Raw genomic sequence first — 22,655 nt, 5'->3', positions numbered from 1 at the left:
CTATGTGGCGTAGAGTCGGGACAGGAATTAGCGTCGTTCTGTCAGATCATTCCGGACTCGGAGTCATGGAACGATGCCTTACGATGGCCGACTGCTCGCCGGCGTGACGGTTCTGATGGCTGTGGTCGAGGCCGGAACCATGACCCGAGCGGCCGAGGCCCTCGGGCTCACCCAGTCGGGTGTGGGACGCGCCATCCAGCGTCTGGAGACCCGCGTCGGTGTGCGGTTGCTCGATCGCACGACCCGGACCTTGCGGCTCACCGACGAGGGACGTCGCTTCTGGGAGCGGGTCGGCCCGCATCTCGACGGGATCGAGGAAGCCGCCCTGGAGGCGGCGGGCAGCGCGTCGACGGTGCGCGGGCGCCTGCGGGTGAATGTCGATCCGTTTTTCTCGCGCCTCGTCCTGTCGCGTGAGCTGACGCGCTTCCTCGCGCTCCATCGCGAGTTGCGGCTCGAACTGATCATGCGCGATCAGATCGGCGACCTCGTTGCCGACGGGTTCGATATGGCACTGCGGTTCGGGGATCCGCCGATGGCGGGCTTCACCGCGCGCAAGCTCCTGGAAACGCGGATCCTGACAGTCGCGGCGCCGGCGTACCTGGCTGCGCACGGCCGCCTCGCGCACCCGCGCGACCTTCACGACCACGCCTGCATCGACTTTCAGGATCCGCTGACGGGCCGCCCCTTCGCGTGGGAGTTCCGCCGCGGCGACGAGGTCGTTCCGGTGCGGCAGCCGGCGCGCCTGATGGTGTCGGACGTCGAGACGATGATCGGCGCCTGTTGCGAGGGCGCCGGGATCGCGCAGGTCATGCAGCTCGGCAGCCGGAACTTCGTCGCGAGCGGCAAGCTCGTCGAGATCTTCCCGGATTGGCCCGACGAGACCTTCCCCCTGTACGCGATCTACCCGTCGCGCCAGCATCGCGCCGCGAAGGTCCGCGCCTTCACCGAATGGTGCCTGCAGCTGGTCGGCGGCGACAACGAGCTCGATGCCGCCGCGACACGGTGAGCCGCGTCCGGGGCTACAGCGCCGCCCGACCGATCGAGGCACCGCCGTCGACGTAGAGTGTCTGCCCCGTCATGAACGCCGCCCCGTCCGACATCAGGAACGCGATGGCTGCCGCCATCTCCTCCGGCCGTCCGAAGCGGCCCATCGGCAACCCGGCGAGGTAGCGCGTCTCGCCCGGGCTGCCCGGCGGGTTGTTGGCCCGGAACAGCTCGGTCTCGGTCGGGCCCGGCGCCACCGCGTTGACGGTGATCCCGGTCGTTGCGAGCTCGAGCGCCCAGGAGCGGGTGAAGCTGACCAGCGCCGCCTTCGCGGCCGCGTAGGCCGTGCGCTCGACGCTGCCGAGGATGGTCAGGCTGGCGATGTTGACGACCCGGCCCCAGCCGCGCCGGCGCATGCCGGGCAGGGTCGCCTGCACGGCCTGAAGCGCCGGATGGAGGTTGACGCGCAGGACCTCGTCCAGCGCGGACATCTCAACGGCCTCAAGTCGCTGTGGCCGCACCAAGCCCACATTGTTGACCACGCCATCGAAGGCGAAGCGTCCGGTCAGGTCTGCAAGAACCGCGTCGGTCGCCGGACCGTCAGCGAGGTCCACCGGCACGAGCGTGCCGGGGAAATCGTCGAGGCCTCCGCGCGCAAGGCCGACGACGTGATGGCCGTCGCCAGCGAGACGGTGGGCCAGCGCCAGCCCGATGCCCTTGCTGGCACCGGTCACGAGAAAGGTTCGGGACATCCTGGATCTCCTTGCGGCCGTGTCTTGTCAGGCGGGAATGGAGGCGGCGCGGCGGAGCGCCGGCAGCATGTCCTCGGGCTCGGGGCGGCGGGTGTAGTCGGGGTTCACCTCGGCGTAGAGGATCACGCCGTCCTGCCCGACGACGAAGCGTCCGGGCATCGGCAGGGTCCAGCTCGCGTCGCCGTTGAACGCCGGCAGGTCGTTCTTCAGGCTCGTGTAGAGATCGACCAGGTAATCGGGCAGCGCGAAGCGCAGGCCGAACGCGGCCGCGACGGCGTTGTGCGGGTCCGACAGGATCGGGAATTCAAGGGCATTCTGGCGGACCGACTTCCGGCTGTTGGCCGCCGTCTGCGGCGAGAGGGCAACGAGGCTCGCCCCGAGCTTCTCGAATTGTGACAGCGCCTCCTGAAGCGCCCGGAGCTCCGTGTTGCAGTAGGGGCACCACACGCCGCGGTAAAAGCTGATCACGAGCGGCCCGCGCGCCAGCAGGGCGTCGGAGGAGACGGGCTGCCCCTCCGGGTCGTTGAGCGCGAACGCCGGCGCCCGGTCGCCGGCCCGGAGGGCACGGGTCGCGGCGCCGGTGGCGATCAGTTCCGCGGTGGCCCGGTGCATCGTCCGGATCACCGAGGGCGGGACGTTGTAGGGGGGCTTGCCGGCCTCGAAATCGGCTTTGAACGCGTCGAGCTTGGATTGCAGGGTCATGGGTTTGTGCCTCGTGCGACAGGCTGGCGAGCTGGCTTGCGCTGCTGGCTTGCGGGAATGGACCGGCCCGGGGCGAGTCCGGTGGCGTGCGACCGGTCAGGCCTGCGGCACGAGCGCGTTCACCCGCTCGATCGCGCGTTGGACAGCGGGACGCGCGGCCATCGCGTCGTACCAGCGGGCGACATGCGGCGTGTTCTCGAAGCTCACGCCCGCGAACTCTCGTCGCCAGAGCCAGCCGAAATGGGCGATGTCGGCCACCGTGAAGGCGTCGCCGGCGACGTAGCGGCGTTCGGCTAGGACCCCGTCGAGTACACCGAGCGTCCGGTTCGCCTCCGCCGAGAAGCGGGCGATGGCGAGCGGCTGCGGCTCGGCGGCCTGGCGTTGGAAGAAGCCCGCCTGCCCGAAGGCCGGGCCGAGCCCGGAGGCGTGGAAGAACAGCTGCTCGAACATGCGCGCCCGGCCTTCGCCGTGCGGCGGCATCAGGCGGCCGCTCGTCTCGGCGAGGTAGACCAGGATCGCAGCGGACTCGGTCAGGACCAGCCGGCCATCGGCCGCCGCCGGATCGATCAGTACCGGCACCTTCGCGTTCGCGTTCAGCGCCAGGAATTCGGGCGCCTTCTGCTCACCCTGACGTACGTTCACGCCGTGGAGGCGGTACGGGAGGCCGAGTTCCTCCAGCGCGATGAGGACCTTGATGCTGTTGGGCGTGGCGAAAGCGTAGACCTCGAACATGTTCACTTGGCTCCGGCGGGACCACTGCGCCGATGCGGTGGTGACGGCCGGATTGATGCCCCTCCCCCGATGGACAGGGCAGAAGGCCCGAGGCGATAACGCTCATTCCAGGGAGGCATGGCGTGGACCGGTATCAGGCGATGGCCACCTTCGTGCAGGTCGTGGAATCGGGCTCCTTCTCGGGGGCCGCCCGACTCCTGAATGTCGGCCAGCCCGCCGTCTCCAAGACGATCGCGCAGTTGGAGAACCGGCTGCAGGTCAGCCTGCTCGTCCGCTCGACGCACGGCCTGAGCCCCACGGAGGCGGGCCTGCGCTTCTACGAGCGGGCGCGGGCGGCCATCGCGGAGGCGGACGAGGCCGAGCGCGCCGCCCGCGGCGCGGGGGCCGGTCTCTCGGGACGGCTGCGCGTCTCGGCGGCGACCACCTTCGCCCGGCTCCACGTGGTGCCGATGCTGCCGCGCTTCCTCGCCGAGCACCCGGACCTCGACATCGAGATCGTCCTCGACGACCGGGTGATCGACCTCGTCGGCGAGGGGATCGACCTGTCCCTGCGCATGGGGACTTTGCCGGACTCGGCCGCCGTCGCACGCAAGCTCGCCACCGGGGGCCGTTCGGTGCTCGCCACGCCCGCCTATCTGGCCCGCGCGGGCGAACCGCGCAGTCCCGCGGACCTCGCCGGGCACGAGGCGGTGGTCTACAGCCGGCAGCCCGATGCCTGGTCCTTCACCCGGGACGGCGCCGAGATCTCGGTTGCGGTGCATGGCCGCGTCCGGGTCAGCGCGGCCGAAGGCCTGCGTGCGGCCGTGCTGGCCGATATCGGGCTCACCATCGCGTCGGACTGGATGTTCGCCCCCGAACTGGAGAGCGGCGCGGTCCGGCGGCTGCTGCAGCCCTGGGCGTTGCCTATGATCGATCTCTGGGCGGTCTTCCCCACCGGCCGCATGGCCAGCGCCAAGGCGCGGCTCTTCGCCGGCTTCGTCGAGGCGGTGATGGCCGAGATGCGGGAGCCCCATTCCGCGACGGCATAAGTCTTATCGCTGCGCGCCGTCATCCGTCGCCGGGCGGTGCCGTCTACCTCGTCCTCACGCCGACCAACGGGGCCGGCCACCACGAGGACAGCACCGATGGCCCGTTTCGAGACCTACCGCGACGCGTTCCCCAACGCCCGCCTGACCCGGAAGCCGAACGGCGTGCTGGAGGTCATGCTCCACACCGAGGGCGGCAAGCTCGTCTTCAACGGTCACACCCACGAGCAGTTCGTCGACCTGTTCCACGCGATCGGCGAGGACCGCGACAACCGGGCGGTGATCCTGACCGGTGCGGGGGACGCCTTCATGGACGCGATCAGCCCCGAGGGCTTCGATTTCTTCACGCCGCAGGGCTACGACAAGATCCTGCGGGAGGGCCGCAAGGTGCTCAGCAACATCCTCGACATCGAGGTGCCGATGATCACCGCGCTCAACGGCCCGGTCCTGCTGCACAGCGAATACGCGCTGCTCACCGACATCGTGCTGGCCACGCCCGAGACGGTGTTCCAGGACAAGCCGCATTTCGAGTTCGGGATCGTGCCGGGCGACGGCATGCACATCCTGTGGCCTGAGGTGATCGGTTCGATCCGCGGGCGATACTTCCTGCTGACGCGGCAGGTGCTGGATGCCCAGACGGCCAAGGATTGGGGCGTGGTCAACGAGATCGTGCCGCAAGACCGGCTGCTGGCCAGGGCGCACGAGATCGCGGACGGGATCGCAGCTCTGCCGCCGCTCACCGGCCGGTACACGCGGATCGCGCTCACGCAGCGCCTGCGCCGGCTCGTCGAGGAGGGCACCGGCTACGGCCTCGCCCTGGAGGGCATCAGCGCCGCCGGCGTGGCCCGGACCATGGCCGCCCAGAACTGAGTGAGCGCCCGATCCGAACCATCGCACGGCGTGTCAGGCCCGCGAGGATGGCCTGGCGCGCCGGAGGCTCAGAAGTAGGCCCGGATCTCTCGGGCGATGTCGTCCCCGTTCGTCTCCAGCGCAAAGTGGCCGGTGTCGAGGAAGCGGACCCGTGCGTCCGGGATATCGCGCTTGAACGCCTCGGCTCCGGGCGGGATGAAGAAGGGGTCGTTGCGTCCCCAGACAGCGAGGAGCCTCGGGCGGCGCTCTCGGAAGAAGGCCTGGATCAGCGGGTAGCGTTCCAGGTTGCGCTTGTAGTCGAGCTTGAGCTTGACTTGGCGGTCCGCATTGCCCGGTCGCGCCAGAATGGCGGCGTCGAGCGTGTACGACTCGGGCTCAATGACCGACGGGTCGGGCACCCCGTGGAAGTAGGGTGCCTTGACGCCGTCGAGGGTCATGCGGGCTCGGATGGCCTCCACGGCGGCCTCGTTCGGCTTTTCCCAATAGGTCCTGAGAGGCGCCCAGGCCGCCTCGCCGAGCCCCTCCAGATAGGCGTTGCCGTTCTGGGACACGATGCCGGCGATGCGGTCGGGATGCGCGAGCGCCAGGTCCCAACCCACCGGAGCCCCGTAGTCGAACGTGTAGAGGCGGTAGCGCCGGAGGCCGAGGACGTCGACGAAGGCCTTGATCGTTCGCGACAGCGACGCGAAGTCGTAGACGTAGCCGCGGTCGTCCGGGACCACCGTGAAACCGAAGGATGGGAGATCCGGCGCGATCAGGCGAAACCGGTCCGCGAGCCTCGGCATGAGATGGCGGAAGTAGAAAGACGAATTCGCGAAGCCGTGCAGCAGCAGGAACACCGGGGCGTCGGGCCGGCCGGCCTCGCGATAGAAGACGTCCACGCCGTCGGCCCGAACCGTGCCGTGGCGGACCTCTGCGACCTCGGCGGGCCGCGTTTCCGCCGCGACGGCGCCGACCGGGCCTAAGCCTGCCGCCATGACGCTGCCGGCGAGAAGACACCGCCGCGTCGTCCTGGCAGGCCCGTCTTGGAATGCCGTGTCCTGTCTCATCGCTCCACTCGCATATGTGCGGGCCGGGGAACGTCCGGATTGCGCGCCTCGCGACCGCGAATGTCGCGCACGTCGAGGCGGATGCACCGGCCTTCGCCGCGAGCCCTCCGACCGTGCCGCGGCGTTCAGGCTCGGGACCGGACAGTGTGATCACGATGAACTCTCTCGGCACTCACTAGAACACAGAGTTTGCGAAACTCAGCCTTACGGATTTCGAGAGGGAGATGGCCCGGCCTTTTCTTACCCGGCGGACGCTCGTCCCAAGCCGGCGGGCGCATTGAATCGCGCCGGGTTTTCCGGAGGCCGTTTGGTTTGGCTCAGGCGGCCAAGGCTTGGACCTCGGCCTGGGCATAATAGCGTGCCTCCGCCTCGGCGGGAGGGATGTGGCCGATCGGTTCGAGCAGCCGACGGTGGTTGAACCAGTCCACCCATTCGAGCGTGGCAAACTCGACCGCCTCGAACGAGCGCCACGGCCCGCGTCGATGGATGACCTCCGCCTTGAACAGGCCGATCACCGTCTCGGCGAGAGCGTTATCGTACGAGTCGCCAACACTGCCGACGGAGGGTTCGACGCCCGCCTCGGCCAGGCGCTCGGTGTAGCGGATGCTCACATATTGCGATCCGCGATCCGAGTGACAGACGAGGCCGCTGCCGGCGAAGGGGCGGCGCTCGTGCAGGGCCTGCTCCAAGGCATCGAGCACGAAGTCGGCCCGGGCCGAGCGCGACACACGCCAGCCCACGATCCGGCGGGCGAAGACGTCGATCACGAAGGCCGCATAGACGAAGCCGGCCCAGGTGGCGATGTAGGTAAAATCCGCCACCCATAGCCGGTTCGGGCATTCGGCCCTGAACTGCCGATTGACCCGGTCGAGCGGGCAGGCCGCCGCCGGATCGGGAACGGTGGTGCGAACCCTCCGCCCCCGGACGACGCCAGCCAAGCCCATCGTTCGCATCAGCCGGGCCACCCTGCAGCGCGCCACAACGATCCCTTCGCGGGCGAGCTGCCGCCAGACCTTGCGCACGCCGTAGACCCGGAAGTTCGCCTCGTACACGCGCCGGATCTCGACCATGAGGGCCGCGTCCCGCTTAGCTCGAGCCGGCAGCCTCCCGGGATCGGCTCGTCGCGCGGCATGGGCGTGGTACGTCGACGGGGCGATCGGCAGAACCTTGCAGATCGGCTCGACCCCGTAGAGCGCACGATGATCGTCGATGAAGGCGATCATGACCGGAACCGGCGGTCGAGCTCCGCCTGGGCAAAATACGCGCTCGCCTTCCTGAGGATCTCGTTGGCCTGCCGGAGCTCGCGGTTCTCCCGCTCTAGAGCCTTGATCCGCTCGCGCTCATCCGTCGTCGGTCCGGCCCGCACGCCCCGGTCGCGCTCGGCCTGGCGGACCCACTTGCGCAGCGTCTCGCCAGAGCAACCGATTTTGGCCGCGATTGACTGGATCGCGGCCCATTGCGAACCGTGCTCGCTCTCATGCTCCCGGGCCAGCCGGACTGCCCGCTCGCGAACCTCAGGGGAAAAGGGTGGGGTATGCTTCGTCATGGCTCCAGTCTCTCAAGAGTTGGAGCCTCCGAAAATCCCGGCGCGATTCACATCGGCCTTCATGGGGGTGGGATAACGGCACCCAGGGACGCGCGAATGCGCGGCGTCGCGAAGTCGAGGAATGACCGCAGCTTGAGCGGGAGGCGTCCGTGGCCGACATGGACGACGCTGACCGGGACCGGATCAAGCTCGAACGACCGCAGGACGAGAACTTGGCTCCCGGCGGCGACCAGAGGGGCCGCCTGGTACGACAGCACCTGCGTGAGGCCGACGCCGGCCGCCGCGGCGTCGAGAGCGGCCTCGGCCGTGTTGACCTGCAGACGCGACCGCACCCGGACCACTTGGACGGCCTTCCGGCCGGACGTGGCGAAGTGCCAGGCCGGGCCGGCGGCCAGGTCGCTGAAGGTCACGCACGGGATCTCGGCGAGGTCGGATAGCGTGTGGGGCGTCCCGTGGGCGGCGAGGAAGTCCGGACTGCCGCAGACCACGCGTGTGACCGTGCCCAGCCGCGCCGTTACCAAGTCGCTGTCCGGCAGGTGCGAGATGCGGACCGCCAGGTCCACGTGATCCTCCACGAGGTCCAGGGCCCGGTCGGTGAGGATCAGGCGTACGGTGATGTCCGGGAACCGGGACAGGAACGCCGAGACCACCGGCAGGACGTGCAGCCGCCCGAAAACCAGCGGGGCCGTCATCGTCAACGCGCCGCGGGGCTCGGTGTACTCGCCCCTGACCGCCCGCTCGGTCTCCTCGACCTCGCCGAGCAAGCGTCGGCACGCCTCGATGTAGGCGGCCCCCGCGTCGGTCGGGGTGAGCTTGCGCGTCGTGCGGACCAGGAGTTTCGCGCCGAGATGGGCTTCCAGGTCCGCGATCTTGCGGCTGACGCTGGGCAGGGGGATGCCGAGCTTGCGCCCGGCGGCCGACAGGCTCCCGGCCTCCACGGCAGCGACCAGCAGGCTCATGGCCTCCAACCGGTCCATCGCACCCTCTCGTTTTCGGCAACGGTCACTCTCGGAGTGGTGAGATTATCCCGCAGAGTGCAAGTCGGTACCCATGCCTCACCGACGGCGTGCAGCACGGGCTGCATCGCCGGCACCGGAGGGCGAACGATGACCCAGACCACCTACCGCACCGTCGACGTCGACGGCCTCAAGGTCTTCTACCGGGAGGCCGGCGACTCTGCGAAGCCGACGCTCCTGCTGCTGCACGGCTTCCCCTCGTCCGGCCACATGTTCCGCAACCTGATCCCGCTGCTCGCGGACCGCTTCCACCTCGTCGCCCCCGATCTGCCGGGATTCGGCCTGTCCGAGATCAAGCCGCGCGCCGCCTTCACCTACACCTTCGACGCGCTGGCGAAGGTCATCGGCCGCTTCACGGAGGTCATCGGATTGAAGACCTACGCGCTCTACGTCTTCGACTACGGCGCGCCCATCGGCTTCCGGGTCGCAATGGCGCATCCCGAGCGAGTGACCGCCATCGTCTCGCAGAACGGCAACGCCTATGAGGAAGGACTGAGCGAGGGCTGGAACCCGATTCAGCGTTACTGGCGGGACCAGAGCGACGCCAACCGGCAGGCGCTGCGCGAATTGCTGACCCCGGCCTCGATCCGCTGGCAATACGAGCACGGCGTTCCGGACACCTCGCTGGTCTCGCCCGACGGGAGCGCCCTCGACGCGTGGTACATCCAGCGGCCGGAGGTCGACGAGATCCAGCTCGACCTGTTCGGCAACTATGCCAGCAACGTGGCGCTTTACCCCGATTTCCAAGCCTATTTCCGCACGCACCGCCCGCGGCTTCTGGCGATCTGGGGGCGGAACGACCCGTTCTTCCTGCCAGCCGGTGCGGAGGCGTACCGGCGCGATATCCCGGATGCCCAGATCCGGTTCCTCGATACGGGGCATTTCGCCCTGGAAACGCATACCAACGAAATCGCCGAGGCCGTCACGGAATTCCTCAAGGCCTGAAGCGGAGATTGCTAAGGGCCCGCGACAGCCTGAATGACGGAAGGTACAGAAGGGCCGGCCGACCCTGACGGGGCGGCCGCTCTTTCAAAACCTGCTTGATGCAGCAGGAAGCCATGAGAGACTTCCGCTTTCAAGCGACGTCCGATGGCCGGGGAATGTCCGGTGTGGGTGCCAAGCCGAACGTCCGGTTCTGTGCGCGCTGGCGATCCGGCGTGGCGTAGTCTGGCCGTAAGCGGCTGGTCCACTTTGGAGAAGCTTGCAGGGGATGATCCGCCCCCAATGAAGTGGTCCGCCCTGAGGTCTGGCTTTCGGGCCAGTGCGAGGACGGACAGATGGGAACGAAGCGGCACAAGCCGGAGGACGTTGTCGCCGAGCTGCGGCAGATGGATGTGCTGGTCTCGCAGGGCCAGAGCGTCGGGGACGCGATCCGCACGACCAGCGTGACGGAGGTGACGTACTATCGCTGGCGCAAGGAGTACGGCGGCCTGAAGAGCGACCAGGTCCGGCGCATGAAGGACTTGGAGACCGAGAACCAGGGGCTCCGGAAAGTGATCGCGGATCTCAGGCTCGACACGCTGATCCTGCAGGAGGCTGTCCGGGGAAACTGACCAGCCCCGCGCGCCGACGCGCCTGCATTGAGCTTGTGATGGACGTCCTGGACGTCTCTGAGCCCCGCGCGTGCCGTGCGTTCGGTCAGCATCGTTCGACGCAGCGCAAGGTCCGCGGGGCAGAGACGATGAGGCGGCGCTGATCGCCGATCTCGTGGAGCTGGCGCGCCGGTACGGGCGCTCCGGCTACGAGAGCGTCCATGCACGCCAAACCCGCTCGCTGCGGTTTTGTCCCGCGCTCTAAGAGCCGGTCTCGTTCGCCCAGCTACGCCGGATCGCCGACGGCGACGACCTGCTGCGGCTCATGATCGAGACGCGGAAGGATCAAGCCGCGCGGATGAAGTGGGCCATCACCGCCTTCTTCGCGAAACCGGACGGCGTCCTCCCCTGGACCGACTGGCTGCGCATAGGCCTGGAGGACGTGCTCGTCCTCGACGCCTGGACCACCTTCAAGCAGCACTCCCGCGCGGGCGACCTCCTGGCCCTGAAGCCGATCGACGGCGCCCCCATCAAGCCGATCCTCGGCGAGGACGGCCGCCTGCCGATGCCCTGGGTGCAGGGCGGCGAGATTGTCTGGCCCGAGGCCAACCAGCAGATCCTCAAGGGTCTCGGCCTGTCCTTCGGCGCCGGCATCGCGGTCGGCTTCTCCGGGGCGCAGGGCCGCACCGACGCCACCGCCCTCAGGGCCGCGAACAAGGCGGGCGTCAGCCTCGCCCTGACGTAGCCGCGCCCCCTCCACCCGAACCCTCGTGAGGCCGACATGACCGCTCCCCTCGTGCGGGCGACCTTCTTCGCGCGGCTGCGCGCGACGGGGTTGCTCGGCGCCACCCTCGCGCAGACCGAGGTCGACGGGCTGACCGGCCTCCTCGAGGCCTGGGAGCGCCTGGGCTGGCCCGGCGATCTCCGCCACGTCGCCTACACCCTGGCCACCGCCTGGCACGAATGCCGGCTGAACCTGTCGATCCGCGAGGACGGTCTCGGGCGCGGGCATCCCTACGGCGTGCCGGTGGACGGCCGGGTCTATTACGGCCGCGGCGCCAGCCAGCTCACCTGGCTCGACAATTACCGGCGGTTCGGCCGGCGGCTCGGCCTCGACCTCGTCGGCGATCCGGACCTGGCGCTCGTGCCGGAGACGAGCGCGGCGATCCTGATCGTCGGCGCGCGCGACGGCCTGTTCCGCCCCGGCCATGCCCTCGCGCGCTACTTCGACGGCGGCACCGACGATCCGGAGGGTGCGCGGGCCATCGTCAACGGCGACGGCGCGCGGAACGGCGCGCGGATCGCGGGCTATCACGCCGTCTTTCTCGCCTGCCTCCGGGCGGCGTGCGCCGCCGCAACGCCGCCGGCCGCCCCGGCCCCGCCATCGACCGCCTGGTGGCCGCGCCTGCGCGAGGTCGTCCGCCGCAACATGCAGAAGGGGGCCTGACCATGGGGTTCCTCGCCCTCCTGCCGGCGCTGCTCGGCGCGCTCGGTCCGATCCTCCAGAAGGTTCTGCCCGACGAAGGGCAGCGCCTCCAGGTCCAGCTGGAGCTGCAGAAGGCCCTGATCGAGCAGCAGGGCGATCTCGGCCGGGCCATGGCCGAGGTGATGAAGGCGGATGCCGGATCGGAGAGCCCGCTCGCCCGCAACGCCCGGCCGATCACCGTGCTGTGGGCGCTGGCGATGATCACCTGGGTCGGCGTGGTCGCGCCGATGATCGGCCTGCAGGTCGAGGTTGTGGCGGCGCTCAAGGGCGTGCCGGCCGAGCTGTGGTCGCTGCTCACCGTGGGGATCGGCGCCTACATGCTGGCCCGCTCGGTCGACAAGATCGTGCCGCAGGTGATCGGGTCGAAGAGTTGAGCCCCGGGGCCGCGGGCGCGCCTCGATGACGGACGAGACACCGCCCCGGGTCCGGACGGCTCGGACGGGCCGCGGCGAGCGAAGGACCGGACCCATGGCCGACCATCTGCCCGAATGGATCGGGCGCCTGATCGAGCGCGTCGAGACCACCGGCCGGCAGATGGATGCGCTCGGGGGCAAGCTCGACCGGATGGACGAGAAGCTGGAGGGTGTGGCCTACCGGCGGGACATCGAGCACTTCGTGGCACGCGACGAGATCGAGCGGCGGATCGACGAGGCGGTGGACGGGGCGAAGGCCGAGGCCGCCAAGGGGCTGGCCGAAATCGCCGGGCAGGTGCGGGATCTGCGCAAGATCGGCTGGGTGCTGGCCTCGGCGGCGCTGCTGGCCTTCGGGGGGATCGTGCTGGCGAAGATTGGGTTGGCAGGGCGGTGAGCTGTGCGAGCTGATTCAACCTGATGACCGGCGTGGATTTTGAGCCCCGACACGCCTCGTAGAGACTACCATCAGCCCCACCGGCACCGCCCAGCGGGGCTTTTTCGCGGGCGCCATGATGTCTTGATCGACGCGTATCAGCGCCGAGACATGCATTCCCGCATGAAGGCGCCGCGTTGCGACATAGTATATCGATTGAATGCAGCCGATCCTTTTCCGGGGTTGCGCGAGTAGAGGCCCTTCAGCACTGCCTCAGACAAACAGCGTTCCCGCTTCTCATTCACCTGAGCCACCGCTGAGGCTGCTGTCGTGGCCAGAGCACCGAGAATGATCACAGCTCTGATCATGGTCCACTCTTTGATTTCGAAGGCAAAGCGCGGGCTCGCGACGAGACAGCTACGCACTCCGACAATTTGTGCCCGATCTTGCGTTATCGGCAAACGACGCGAAAATTCGCGTCGCGTACTGGCTCGGCCTACAAGGCTGAAATCAGTGGCTCTCAGCCCCATGAAAGCATCGGAGCGGGGACTGGTCTGGCCGTACAATCTCAGCGAGGATTCGTCACCGAAGGCGGATTGCCATCCGTCCGGAAAGACGCCTCGAATTGCCCGTTGGACGTATCAGCTCGACACTGAACGATTCCCGGCTTTCGATAAGGGTTGGTGAAGCGGCACGATCCGACTGCGTTCGCCCGATCGGTTTTGCCGCCGTACCCGAAAATGACGCCATCGATCGGCTGCACGGCCGTGTCGGGATCCGGCTTCACCTGCTTGTCGCCGAGGCCTGTGAAGGTCAGCGCCGCGCCGGTGTCAGTCACGAAGTAGAAGCCGACCCGGCCATTCCGGTAAATCGTATTCAGGAGTTTGCCGCTGCACTCACGCGTGCGATCCGTACCGCCGATGACGAGCCGATCACAGGCGCCATTTGCGATCGCCATCGTTGGTATCTCAGCCTGACGAGGCGCTGCTTGTGCGCCGCTGACAGCGGCGATCATAGCGAGGGCGATGTGAAGAGTGCGCATCAGATTGCCTTGGCGTGGAACCAGAGTCCCATGCTGCTCAGGTTTTGCATTATAAACTCGACATCATCGGTCTTGATCCTGGTCTCCTTGGAGACGTCGAGAACCTTCATCATGGCGCTCAGGATGCTGCCGCGATTGTCTTTCGAAAGGCTTGGCGCGACCGACATGATGAGGACGACGTAGGACAGCAGGCAACTCGCGGCCTTCTTGGGATCACCTCCAGCGGCGCAGATGAGCGTTACCTCGTCGGCAGGACCGCGCACTTTCGAGCCGCCCACCATCAAGACGGCGAAATCGCCGACCTCGTAGGTGCAAATCGCTCGAGCCTGCTCGCCGCAATCCTTTTGCTTGATATTTACGCGCTCGCCAACGGTTCTGTACTGGCTGGTGAATGTCGAGATAAAATCGTTAGTTCTGAACGAGAAATCCGAGGCCCTTGTCGCTGATGGCATCAGGATGAGGGCGGACGCACCGGCTACGGCTGCACGAACTACAGAGCGGGTCACGCGACATTCTCCAAGGCACTAGAGATTGCCGCTCTCGCGTTGTGGTTGTCTAGGTGTGCGCCAGCTGTAACCGGGGGATAGCGCTCTGCAGGCCGTGATGAGAGCCGATCAGCCGCGCGGTGCCCACCAGCTCGTCGCGCGGATTTGTCTCGAAACCGCCTTGGCTTCTTGGATTTCGAACCAACGCTCAAGCGAAAGCGTTTATCAGCCTTCTACCTAAAGGAAGGTTTTCATGCGCCATCAAGTTCTCGCAGCCGCTGCTGCTTTCAGCCTCCTCGCAGGCGGGGCCTCCGCGCAGGCTCCCGCGGCGACTCCCGTGGCGCCCTCCGCTCCTGGCGCTTCGGGCGTGGTTGCGCCGCAGAACAGCACGACTGGTAGCAATGGCGCCGTGACGACTTCGCCGACCGGGCAGCCGGCCGACACGATGTCGAACAGCTCGTCCTCCGCCGGGAATGCCAATCAGCCAGAGCGCGCCGTTCCTCAGGGCGGCGGCGGTGGCGGCAGCAGCAGGTAGCCGCTCATCGCCATCATCTGCGTGCGTTTTCTTCAGCCCCGCCGGCATTGCCGCGCGGGGCGTTCTCACAGTCTGCTCTGCTCTTCGAATGCGCTCTAATTGCAGGTCAACTTCCGGCCTTCGGCCATCCCGACCTTGCGGTAGTGTTCCAGACCCGACTTGATCGCTCGGCCAATGACCGCTCGGCGCACGTCCGGATTGCAGCGCAGATACTCTTCCTCGTTGAACGCGTAGTCGCCACGCCCGCCCCGGGAGCCTCGGTCGTAATCCCGATCGTAATCGCGGCGGTCACGGTCGCCGTAGCCGCGATCTCCGTAGCCGCGATCTCCGTAGCCTCTGTCACGGGGCCCGTAGTCGCCGCGATCGTAGCCGTAATCGCGTCCGCCGTATGGCTGCGCGAAGGCCGGAGCGGCTCCACTGAGTAGCGCCAGGCCAAGGACGGTCGCTGAGATCACCTTCATGTCGTGCTCTCCGTTGTTGCGGGGCGTGAACGCTTTCAACGGTGGGTGGTTCGATTTGCCTGAGCGGATGCCGCTCCCTCGCTCTCCGATTCACTGACGTCAGCGGGGCTTTCCTTTCCCTGCGTCCCGCCTAGCCTCGGTGCGAGGTTTGGCTGAACTTCCCCCCTTTCGGTGCCCGACCTGAGAAGCCCGCCCGGCGCGCCGGCGCGGGCTTTTTCCTGCGCGGAATCCCGGCGCGGGATTGGTCGGCAGCCGGCACGAGCACGGCTCGGTAACCGGTGCTCGCCATCTTACCGCCGAGCCGCGTTGCGTATCGGCTCGGCTCACACGCTGATGAGATCGGACGCTCCCCCGCCCCGTGAGCAGATCGGGGCGGGGCCGAGCGGGTCTCGCACCCGCAAACGCAGACGTTCACGTTGCCCCGGGCACCCTGGTTTCGGCCGGGGCGCCGCTCGCCGATTCAGGCGCGGGAACCGTGCCGCCGCGTGCGCGTAGACCAATCCCCAAGCGTAGACTCTCTCGAACCGCCCGGCTCCGGCCGCGGCGGTTTTTTCGTGTCCGGCGTCTGCCAGCCGGCCATATCCCTCGAATGCGCCGACCCCGCCGGCCCGCCGCACGGGGCTTTTTCTCGTGCTCAGACGATCACGGCCTCAGCCGTCATATCGGCGCGCGCCGTCTCGGGCAGCTCCTCGAAGCCGTGATAACCGGCGGCCTGGGCGGCGACTTCCAATGCCCGATCCGCTGTGTCGGCCTGTCCCGTCCAGAGGACCGCGCGCGTGCTGTTCTGCCTCACCTGGAAGATCGTCATGCTTACCTCCCGTGCCGTCGATCGTGCGTCGACTGGCAAAGGCAGGATCACCCGGACCTGTTCCGCCCGCAATAGGGTGTCGCCCTGTCCCTTCGGACATCTGCCCGCCGGGTTCGCCGGCGCGGGCTCTTTCGTGCTCGGAATTCCTGTGCGGGACCATCCTCCGGCCGACACCGAACGGCCCGGTAACCGCCGCCGGGCATCCAGCATCACGAGCCGCGTTGCGTATCGGCTCGGCTGGGCCGCGCCGCAGCTCTTCGGCGTCCATCCGGAGCACGGCGTCCTGCGCGTGACGTAGGCCGGCGCCCTGATGGTCAACGCTAGCCGGACCGTCGGCGTCGAGCCCAACCGGATCGTGTTCGACCGGTTCTCCGGCTACCCGACCAAGCCGGGTCAGACCTGGGGACCGCCGGTCCGGGATTTCGCCGCCAAGCGGCGCGGCTGACGCTCAGCCCTGCAGGCTCTCGGCGAAGTCGTCCGGCACCTCGCCCCACTGGCCGAGGATCGTGACGCCCTCCAGCTCGCCGGTCTCGTCGTCGGCCACCACCTTCAGCGCCGCCGCACCCGGCATCCGCCTAGCCAGGGTCTCGGCCTTCTTCAGCGCGCCGCTCTCCGTCTGCGCCGGCTCCTGGCGGGCCGGGCGCAGGCGCTTGCGGTGGATCTCGAACGGCTGCACCACGAAGCTGGTCGTCATCGCCATGGTGCGGCTCCCGTCCTTACGCCGACTTGCCGCCGACCCGTACCGCAGTGAACGCGCGGAACAGCACGGGCCGGCCTGCGGCATCGCGCACGTCCACCGACCACACGGTCCAGTCCTCGCAGCCGACCCCGTCCATCAGGCCCAGCGCCACCCGGTCCGCGTGCTGCCGGATCTCGCGGATGCTCGACAGCCACCGCCCCTGCAGGTCGAACACGGCATCACCGCCTCCCAGGCAGTGGAAGCGATAAAGCCTCCGCGGCATTGGCGTTTTCCCGACCTCTCCACACGTGCCCACTGCGATCTCCGCGGGATCCGACACGGCCATTGAACCACGCCCCACCATCGGGCTTTGTTTCCGATATGTTCTAGTCGAGGTTGTGATCCGGATGCATGCCCAACGGCACGAACCGCCTGTGGAGATCCGTCTGTCCGAGGCCGAGGTGATCGCCCTGGCCTATCACCGGGCCGCCTCCGGCGATGCCTGGGCCGCCCTCGTTCGGGCGGTGGAGGATGCGCTCACCGACCTGCGAGACGCCGAAGCGCGCGTGCTCGCCCAGGGCCGGCTGATCTCCCGCGGATACGCACGATGCCACGCCGGGACGGCCTGAGCCCCGTGCCGATCCACCCGATCGACGCGTTGCTGCTCGGGAGTCCCGACGCCGTCCGCGTGCCCCTGATCGGGCAGGCGCTGTGCGCCGGCTTCCCGTCGCCGGCCGACGATTTCCTGGAGGGCGCGCTGGAGCTGCCGCGCTGGCTCGTGCCGAACCCGCCCGCCACCTTCCTGTGGCGGATCAGTGGCTCGTCCATGGAGGGCGCCGGCATCTATGACCGCGACCTCGCCTGCGTCGACCGCAGCCTCACGGCCGGCCATGGCAGCATCGTCGTGGCGGCGGTCGACGGCCAGATGAGCTGCAAGCGCCTCGTGATCGACGGCAACACCGCCCGGCTCGCCTTCTGCAACCCGGACCTGCCGGCCTTCGCGGTCGAGGAACTCGGCGAGGGCGTGATCTGGGGCGTGGTGCGCTTCTCGATCCGCTGGCACGTCGCCCGCGGGCAGGTCTCGTGAGCACGCCGGAGGCGCGCCGGCGCGACCGGATCGGCGGCGGCCGCGCCGTGGCGCTGATCGACGGCAACAGCTTCTACTGCTCGTGCGAGCGGGTGTTCGACCCGAAGCTCGCCGCCGTGCCGGTGATCGTGCTCTCGAACAACGACGGCTGCGCCATCGCCCGGACCAGCGAGGCCAAGGCGCTCGGCATCCGGATGGGCGATCCGTTCTTCAAGATCCGCGACCTGTGCCGCGCCCAGGGCGTGCGGGTGTTCTCGTCGAACTACACGCTCTACGGCGACATGTCGGGGCGGACCAACGCGGTCTACCGGCAGTTCAGCCCGCAGGTGGAGATCTACTCCATCGACGAGAGCTTCCTGAACCTCACCGACGTGGCGCCGGCGCTGCGGGTCGAGCTGGCGCGGGACCTGCGCGCCACGGTGCGGGCCTGGACCGGGATCCCGACCTGCGTCGGCATCGGCCCGACCAAGACGCTGGCCAAGCTCGCCAACCACATCGCCAAGACCGTGCCGGCTCTCGGCGGCGTCTGCGACCTGACCGACCCCGCGGCCTACGCGCATTGGCTGTGCCGGATCGACGTAGCCGAAGTCTGGGGCATCGGCCGGGCCTCGCTTGCCAAGCTCCAGGCGATGGGCGTCGAGAGCGTCGCGGACCTGCGCGACCTCGACCCGCGGCCGGTGCGCAAGGGCCTGACCGTGGTGGGCGAGCGGATCATCTACGAATTGCGTGGGGCGGCCTGCCTGCCGCTGGAGATGGTGCCGGCGCGGCGGAAGGGCTGCGCGGTGACGCGCTCGTTCTCGAGCCGGATCACCGAGCGGGCGGCGCTGGAGGAGGCGGTGGCCGCGCACGCGACGCGGCTCGGCGAGAAGCTGCGGCGCGAGGGGCTCGGCACCAACCACGTGACGATCTTCTACCACACGAGCGAGCACGACCGGGACGCGCCGATGCGCTCGGTCTCGACCACAATGCGCTTGCCGGAGCACAGCTCGGACACGCTGGCGCTGATCAAGGCCGCGCGGCACGGGGTGGCGAAGACCTGGCGCGAGCCGGGCGAACGGCCGTGGCGGTACAGCAAGGCTGGGATCGTCACGAACGACCTCGTGCCGCTGTCCCACAGCCCGCGGGCGCTGATCGGCGCGCTGGACCGGGAGCGGTCGGGCCCGCTCATGGCGGCGATGGACGCGTGCAACGCGCGCTGGGGCCGCGGCGCCGTGGTGCCGGCGCGCGCGGGGCTGGTGAGCCGGCGCGACTGGAACACGAAGTTCGAGATGCGCACGCCGCGCTACACGACGCAGGTCGGCGAGTTGCCGGTCGCCTACGTCTGAACCGCTCCTTGAGCACGCGGCCGAGTGCTTTGGGTGGATTTGTGCCGGTCCGTTTTCGGGCGGTTTGGCGATGAAGCAGACATCGCCGTCCCACCCGTCCTCGACCCTAGGCAAACCCTGGAACGGTCCGCTTTGCGGTGGTTGGCGAAGAGGTGACCTGGAAATTTGACGCGTATCCTCGCATCCCTTCGCCTCATGCGAAAAGCTGGAAGAACCAACTTATGATGGATGCTGACGATTGATCCCTCTTATTGCGATCGAAATCGAGCTTCGGATTGATGCACCCAGAAATTGAGTGCACGATACCAGGCTCCGCGCTGAAGTCGTCCACGCGCGGGCATGCAGTGCAACTCGGAGCGCCCATGACCGACCGCCCTCACGCAGATCGGTACCTTGAGGTTGCCCGTGAGCTGCGTGCGGCAGCCGAGGAGACGCGGCGGACGCTCCAGGCTTCCCGCGATCTCGTGCGGCGCGCCCGCGAACAAGACACCGCTCGACCGCAGGCACCCAATGAGAGCGACCACCCAGGCCCCTCGAAACGGTTGGTAACAAGCCTGATCGATGCCTACGAGGCCGCGGAAGACGATACCGACACCCAGACCCGCTTGCTTCTCGGGCGTGTGCTCAATCATGTCGGGCGTCGCGTCGCTGGCGTGATTGGACCGCGGTCGGCCGGGATCGCTATGCATTGATCGACGCGACGCAGGGATCGGCGGAAAGGTCATGATGAACGGTGACGATCCGCAAGACGACGCCCGCGGCTCTCTATTCCGCATCGCCCAGACCCTGGGCGTCCCGGTCGCGACCTTTCTGACGCCCGATCCTGCCGATATGCCGGCAATCGAAACTGTCGATGAGGGCGCGAATCATCTCGCCGAAGCGGTGGCGCTGCTGCGGTTGTTCGTGCGGCTGAAGAGCCCCGAGGCCCGGGCACGCTGCCTCGCCTACGTCGTGCAGGAAGCCACGCACCAAAGTTGATCCGCGCGGCCATCCTCGACGTTGGGCGAGAACGCATGATGCCGGGACCCAACGAACGGCGCGGCCTCGATCCGAAGGTTCAGAACGCGGTGATAGATCAGGACCACTTTCCGATCGTCGGCATCGGTGCATCCGCGGGCGGCATCGAGGCGATGCGGGGCTTCTTCCGCGGAGTGCCGGAGACGCTCAGGGCCGCCTTCGTCGTCGTCACGCATCTCGGCCAGGAGCACAAGAGCCTGCTCCCGGACGTGCTGGCGCGGCTCACGCCGCTCAAGGTCGAGGCCGCCGCCGACGGTGTGCCGGTCGAGCCGGGCACCGTCTACGTCATGCCGCCCGGTTGCGTCATGGGCATCGCGAACGGCCGGCTGACCTTGACACCGCTCGGGGCGGCCCGCGAGACCAAGCCGATCGACATTTTCCTAACCGCCCTGGCCCTCGACCAGGGCGAGCGCGCGGTCGGCGTCATCCTGTCCGGCGGCGACGGCGACGGCGCCATCGGCGTCAAGGCGATCAAGGAGCACGGAGGCCTGACCCTGGCCCAGACCGCGGATGGCTACGGCCCCGAGACCGCCGACATGCCGCTCAGCTCGCTGCGGACCGGCTTCGTCGATTTCGGCGAGATGGCCGAGCATATGGGCGACCGGATCGCCGCGCATGTCGCTGCACACGTCGCCGCAGCGCCGGACGCGCAGGTCGACGCGGTCCCGCGGGAGCACGACGCCGAGTTCCTCACCGAGATCTTCACCATCCTCCGCCGGCAGGTCGGCCACGACTTCTCGGGGTACAAGCCCAGCACCTTCGTGCGGCGCCTGCAACGGCGCATCAGCGTCGTCGGCGCGGCCGGGCCGGACGGCTACCTCAAGCTTCTGCGTGCCGACCCGGCTGAGGTCGGGGTGCTGTTCCGGGACCTGCTGATCGGCGTGACGAACTTCTTCCGCGACACCGCGGCCTTCGAGGCCCTGACCACCCAGGTCATCCCCAAATTGCTCGACGCACGCGCGGCGACCGATGTCGTACGGATCTGGGTGCCGGCCTGCTCGACCGGCGAGGAGGTCTACTCCCTGGCCATCCTCCTGCGCGAGCACATGCTCACCCTGGCGGATCCGCCGCGCGTGCAGATCTTCGCCACCGACATCGACGAGCGCGCGCTCACAGTCGCGCGGACTGGCCGCTACCCGAGCGCCTACCTGTCCGCCGTCTCTTCCGAGCGGATCGCGCAGCACTTCGTCGTCGAAGGCGACAGCGCGGTCGTCGCGAAGGCCGTACGCGACCTGTGCACCTTCGCCCCTCACAGCGTGCTGCGGGACCCGCCGTTCTCACGCCTCGATCTCGTCTCCTGCCGCAACCTGATGATCTACCTCGGCATCGAGGCCCAGCAGCAGTTGTTGCCGGTGCTGCACTACGCCCTGCGTCCACGCGGCTACCTGTTCATCGGCATGTCCGAGAACGTGACGCGGTTCGAGGACCTGTTCGAGACGATCGACAAGCAGCACCGCATTTTCCAGGCTCGCGACGCGATCCCGCCCGTCCGGTTGCGGCCGATATCCGGGGCAGAACCGCCGATCTTTGGGAGTGTGGGCCAGGCGCAGCGGCGGAACGTGACGACGCACGCGGCCCTGCGGCACGCGGTCGAGACGCAGATGCTGTCCGAGTTCACGCCGCCCCACGCGGTCGTGACGCGGACCGGCGAGGCCGTGCACTATTCGTCGCGGATCGGCGATCACCTCGAGGTTGTGCCTGGCCAGCCGACCCGGGAGCTGGCCGCGATGGCGCGCAAGGGCCTGCGGCTGGATCTCCGGACGGCCCTGCGCGAGGCGATCGAGGGCAACACCCTGGTCGTGCGGGACGGCATAGGCGTCGAGCTGCCGGACGGCCGTTTCCAATCGATCTCCCTGGTGGTCAAGCCGCTGAACACGCCTGGCGCAATCGAGCCACTGTTCCTGGTCGTGTTCAAAGAGGCCGCCGCACCCTTGGAGAAGGAACGCCAGCAAGCGCTCGAGGCGAACGAGCGGGACACGGCGCTCCAAGGCCTGGAGCGCGAATTGAGCGTCACGCGCGAACGGCTTCAAGCTGTGATCGAAGAATACGAGACCTCCCTTGAGGAGCTCAAATCCTCGAATGAGGAACTCCACTCCGTCAACGAGGAAATGCAGGCCGCCAACGAGGAGCTCGAGGCTTCGAAGGAGGAGACGCAGTCTCTGAACGAGGAGCTTCAGACGGTGAATTTCGAGCTCTCGTCCAAGATCGAGGCCATCGACCAGTTGATCGACGATCAGGCTACGCTGTTCGAGGGCATGAACGTCGCGAGCGTGCTTTTGACGTCGGATCTCCGCATTCGCATGTTCACCAGCGCAGCGGCGCAGATCTTCGGCTTGCAGCCGAGCGACGTCGGCCGGTCCCTGCGCAACTTCTCGGCGCCGATCCCCCTGACATGGCTGCTGGACGAGATCCCGGCGGTGCTGAGGGCAAACCGGCCCTCCGAGCGGATAGTCGAGGGGGCGGACGGGGCTCGCTACAGGGTCCGGTTGATTGCCTCGTCCCGCAAGGGCAGCCAGATGCCCGGGATTGTCGCCAGCTTCACCAACTTGCTGGAGCAGGAATGACCGGCCGGTCCGCACGCCGCGCCCAGGATGTCGGCTGCCAGCACGCCGGCATGACCGGACACGGTCGACCGAGTGATCGCGGAGAGGTTCGGCACGGCTTTTCAGTGCCCGGCCGCCTCCTGTCCTCGGTAAAGGCGGATCGCATCGCCAACCAAGGCTTGAAGTCGGATGT

Annotated in this window: 27 protein-coding genes, 1 pseudogene and 1 other annotated feature; of the genes and pseudogenes, 16 read left to right on the top strand and 12 right to left on the bottom strand. The window is 68.1% G+C overall.

Annotated elements, in window-relative coordinates; genetic code table 11:
- The first annotated feature begins 73 nt into the window (after positions 1-73).
- The gene (locus P9K36_RS03175; RefSeq protein WP_043755454.1) at positions 74-1,006 is read left to right on the top strand and encodes a LysR family transcriptional regulator; all 933 of its coding nucleotides are present in this window, start codon (positions 74-76) and stop codon (positions 1,004-1,006) included.
- A gap of 13 nt (positions 1,007-1,019) precedes the next feature.
- Here P9K36_RS03175 and P9K36_RS03170 read toward each other — a convergent pair whose 3' ends face one another.
- From P9K36_RS03170 to P9K36_RS03160, 3 genes are all read right to left on the bottom strand, one after another.
- On the bottom strand, positions 1,020-1,736 hold the full coding sequence (locus P9K36_RS03170; RefSeq protein WP_043755452.1) for an SDR family oxidoreductase: 717 nt from the start codon (positions 1,734-1,736) through the stop codon (positions 1,020-1,022).
- Positions 1,737-1,763: 27 nt separating this feature from the next.
- Positions 1,764-2,438: a peroxiredoxin-like family protein gene (locus P9K36_RS03165; protein ID WP_043755450.1), complete on the bottom strand. Its 675-nt coding sequence runs from the start codon at positions 2,436-2,438 to the stop codon at positions 1,764-1,766.
- A gap of 96 nt (positions 2,439-2,534) precedes the next feature.
- A complete protein-coding gene (locus P9K36_RS03160) occupies positions 2,535-3,170 on the bottom strand; it encodes a glutathione S-transferase family protein (protein WP_111474260.1) in 636 nt (211 codons plus the stop codon).
- A gap of 122 nt (positions 3,171-3,292) precedes the next feature.
- Here P9K36_RS03160 and P9K36_RS03155 point away from each other — a divergent pair, with 122 nt between their 5' ends.
- Together P9K36_RS03155 and P9K36_RS03150 are read left to right on the top strand one after the other, a co-directional pair.
- Positions 3,293-4,198, top strand: a complete 906-nt coding sequence (locus P9K36_RS03155; RefSeq protein ID WP_043755446.1) for a LysR family transcriptional regulator — start codon at positions 3,293-3,295, stop codon at positions 4,196-4,198.
- Between the two features lie 96 nt (positions 4,199-4,294).
- A complete protein-coding gene (locus P9K36_RS03150) occupies positions 4,295-5,065 on the top strand; it encodes an enoyl-CoA hydratase/isomerase family protein (protein ID WP_278306557.1) in 771 nt (256 codons plus the stop codon).
- 68 nt (positions 5,066-5,133) lie between these two features.
- Here P9K36_RS03150 and P9K36_RS03145 read toward each other — a convergent pair whose 3' ends face one another.
- The 3 genes from P9K36_RS03145 to P9K36_RS03135 all read right to left on the bottom strand — a co-directional run bounded on the left by P9K36_RS03145 (position 5,134) and on the right by P9K36_RS03135 (position 8,637).
- Complete coding sequence (locus P9K36_RS03145; protein ID WP_043384565.1) at positions 5,134-6,114, bottom strand: alpha/beta hydrolase; 981 nt, start codon at positions 6,112-6,114, stop codon at positions 5,134-5,136.
- Between the two features lie 317 nt (positions 6,115-6,431).
- Positions 6,432-7,660, bottom strand: a protein-coding gene (locus P9K36_RS03140; protein ID WP_278306556.1) for an IS3 family transposase whose coding sequence is annotated in 2 segments (ribosomal slippage) — positions 6,432-7,372 and positions 7,372-7,660 — 1,230 coding nt in all. Because the reading frame shifts where the segments join, the coding sequence is not laid out codon by codon here.
- Positions 7,263-7,379 (bottom strand) — a sequence feature (AL1L pseudoknot). Its footprint overlaps the gene before it by 117 nt.
- A gap of 59 nt (positions 7,661-7,719) precedes the next feature.
- A complete protein-coding gene (locus P9K36_RS03135; RefSeq protein ID WP_043384563.1) occupies positions 7,720-8,637 on the bottom strand; it encodes a LysR family transcriptional regulator in 918 nt (305 codons plus the stop codon).
- A gap of 129 nt (positions 8,638-8,766) precedes the next feature.
- Here P9K36_RS03135 and P9K36_RS03130 point away from each other — a divergent pair, with 129 nt between their 5' ends.
- The 6 genes and pseudogenes from P9K36_RS03130 to P9K36_RS03105 all read left to right on the top strand — a co-directional run bounded on the left by P9K36_RS03130 (position 8,767) and on the right by P9K36_RS03105 (position 12,501).
- Entirely contained in the window at positions 8,767-9,621 is an 855-nt protein-coding gene (locus P9K36_RS03130) for an alpha/beta hydrolase (RefSeq protein WP_043384561.1), read from the top strand.
- Positions 9,622-9,953: 332 nt separating this feature from the next.
- A pseudogene (locus P9K36_RS03125) lies at positions 9,954-10,419 on the top strand (transposase); the annotation flags it as partial.
- 147 nt (positions 10,420-10,566) lie between these two features.
- The gene (locus tag P9K36_RS03120; protein ID WP_278306555.1) at positions 10,567-10,953 is read left to right on the top strand and encodes a hypothetical protein; all 387 of its coding nucleotides are present in this window, start codon (positions 10,567-10,569) and stop codon (positions 10,951-10,953) included.
- 36 nt (positions 10,954-10,989) lie between these two features.
- Positions 10,990-11,655, top strand: coding sequence for a glycoside hydrolase family 19 protein (locus P9K36_RS03115; protein ID WP_278306554.1), 666 nt, complete (start codon positions 10,990-10,992; stop codon positions 11,653-11,655).
- Between the two features lie 2 nt (positions 11,656-11,657).
- Complete coding sequence (locus tag P9K36_RS03110) at positions 11,658-12,068, top strand: 3TM-type holin (RefSeq protein ID WP_278306553.1); 411 nt, start codon at positions 11,658-11,660, stop codon at positions 12,066-12,068.
- A 94-nt stretch (positions 12,069-12,162) separates the two neighbouring features.
- On the top strand, positions 12,163-12,501 hold the full coding sequence (locus tag P9K36_RS03105) for a hypothetical protein (RefSeq protein ID WP_043755428.1): 339 nt from the start codon (positions 12,163-12,165) through the stop codon (positions 12,499-12,501).
- Positions 12,502-13,048: 547 nt separating this feature from the next.
- Here P9K36_RS03105 and P9K36_RS03100 read toward each other — a convergent pair.
- The 4 genes from P9K36_RS03100 to P9K36_RS03085 all read right to left on the bottom strand — a co-directional run bounded on the left by P9K36_RS03100 (position 13,049) and on the right by P9K36_RS03085 (position 15,811).
- Positions 13,049-13,438 (bottom strand): hypothetical protein, encoded by a 390-nt coding sequence (locus tag P9K36_RS03100; protein WP_052083529.1) that lies wholly within the window; start codon positions 13,436-13,438, stop codon positions 13,049-13,051.
- Positions 13,439-13,521: 83 nt separating this feature from the next.
- A complete protein-coding gene (locus P9K36_RS03095; protein ID WP_278306552.1) occupies positions 13,522-14,028 on the bottom strand; it encodes a hypothetical protein in 507 nt (168 codons plus the stop codon).
- A 609-nt stretch (positions 14,029-14,637) separates the two neighbouring features.
- Positions 14,638-15,003 carry a hypothetical protein gene (locus P9K36_RS03090; protein ID WP_043755425.1) on the bottom strand — a complete coding sequence of 122 codons (366 nt, stop codon included), beginning with the start codon at positions 15,001-15,003 and terminating at the stop codon, positions 14,638-14,640.
- A gap of 634 nt (positions 15,004-15,637) precedes the next feature.
- Positions 15,638-15,811 (bottom strand): hypothetical protein, encoded by a 174-nt coding sequence (locus tag P9K36_RS03085; protein ID WP_164706411.1) that lies wholly within the window; start codon positions 15,809-15,811, stop codon positions 15,638-15,640.
- A 310-nt stretch (positions 15,812-16,121) separates the two neighbouring features.
- Here P9K36_RS03085 and P9K36_RS03080 point away from each other — a divergent pair, with 310 nt between their 5' ends.
- A complete protein-coding gene (locus tag P9K36_RS03080; protein WP_257791601.1) occupies positions 16,122-16,256 on the top strand; it encodes a hypothetical protein in 135 nt (44 codons plus the stop codon).
- Between the two features lie 3 nt (positions 16,257-16,259).
- On the opposite strand, the gene P9K36_RS03075 is transcribed toward P9K36_RS03080, so the two are convergent.
- Positions 16,260-16,511, bottom strand: a complete 252-nt coding sequence (locus P9K36_RS03075) for a hypothetical protein (RefSeq protein WP_043755424.1) — start codon at positions 16,509-16,511, stop codon at positions 16,260-16,262.
- Between the two features lie 16 nt (positions 16,512-16,527).
- On the bottom strand, positions 16,528-16,773 hold the full coding sequence (locus P9K36_RS03070) for a hypothetical protein (RefSeq protein ID WP_043755422.1): 246 nt from the start codon (positions 16,771-16,773) through the stop codon (positions 16,528-16,530).
- A gap of 151 nt (positions 16,774-16,924) precedes the next feature.
- Here P9K36_RS03070 and P9K36_RS03065 point away from each other — a divergent pair, with 151 nt between their 5' ends.
- The 6 genes from P9K36_RS03065 to P9K36_RS03040 all read left to right on the top strand — a co-directional run bounded on the left by P9K36_RS03065 (position 16,925) and on the right by P9K36_RS03040 (position 22,483).
- Positions 16,925-17,119, top strand: a complete 195-nt coding sequence (locus tag P9K36_RS03065) for a hypothetical protein (protein ID WP_335645387.1) — start codon at positions 16,925-16,927, stop codon at positions 17,117-17,119.
- 5 nt (positions 17,120-17,124) lie between these two features.
- Positions 17,125-17,577, top strand: a complete 453-nt coding sequence (gene umuD / locus P9K36_RS03060) for a translesion error-prone DNA polymerase V autoproteolytic subunit (protein ID WP_043760689.1) — start codon at positions 17,125-17,127, stop codon at positions 17,575-17,577.
- Entirely contained in the window at positions 17,574-18,902 is a 1,329-nt protein-coding gene (locus tag P9K36_RS03055) for a Y-family DNA polymerase (protein ID WP_043755420.1), read from the top strand. The genes umuD and P9K36_RS03055 overlap by 4 nt, the downstream gene beginning before the upstream one ends.
- 362 nt (positions 18,903-19,264) lie before the next feature.
- Complete coding sequence (locus P9K36_RS03050) at positions 19,265-19,594, top strand: hypothetical protein (RefSeq protein WP_124263042.1); 330 nt, start codon at positions 19,265-19,267, stop codon at positions 19,592-19,594.
- A gap of 31 nt (positions 19,595-19,625) precedes the next feature.
- A complete protein-coding gene (locus tag P9K36_RS03045; RefSeq protein ID WP_236961604.1) occupies positions 19,626-19,880 on the top strand; it encodes a hypothetical protein in 255 nt (84 codons plus the stop codon).
- Positions 19,881-19,915: 35 nt separating this feature from the next.
- On the top strand, positions 19,916-22,483 hold the full coding sequence (locus tag P9K36_RS03040; protein WP_164706412.1) for a CheR family methyltransferase: 2,568 nt from the start codon (positions 19,916-19,918) through the stop codon (positions 22,481-22,483).
- Positions 22,484-22,655: the final 172 nt, after the last annotated feature.

It is taken from the genome of Methylobacterium sp. 391_Methyba4 (assembly GCF_029691625.1).
Taxonomy (GTDB): domain Bacteria; phylum Pseudomonadota; class Alphaproteobacteria; order Rhizobiales; family Beijerinckiaceae; genus Methylobacterium; species Methylobacterium fujisawaense.
This window is presented reverse-complemented; position numbering and strand designations above follow the sequence as displayed.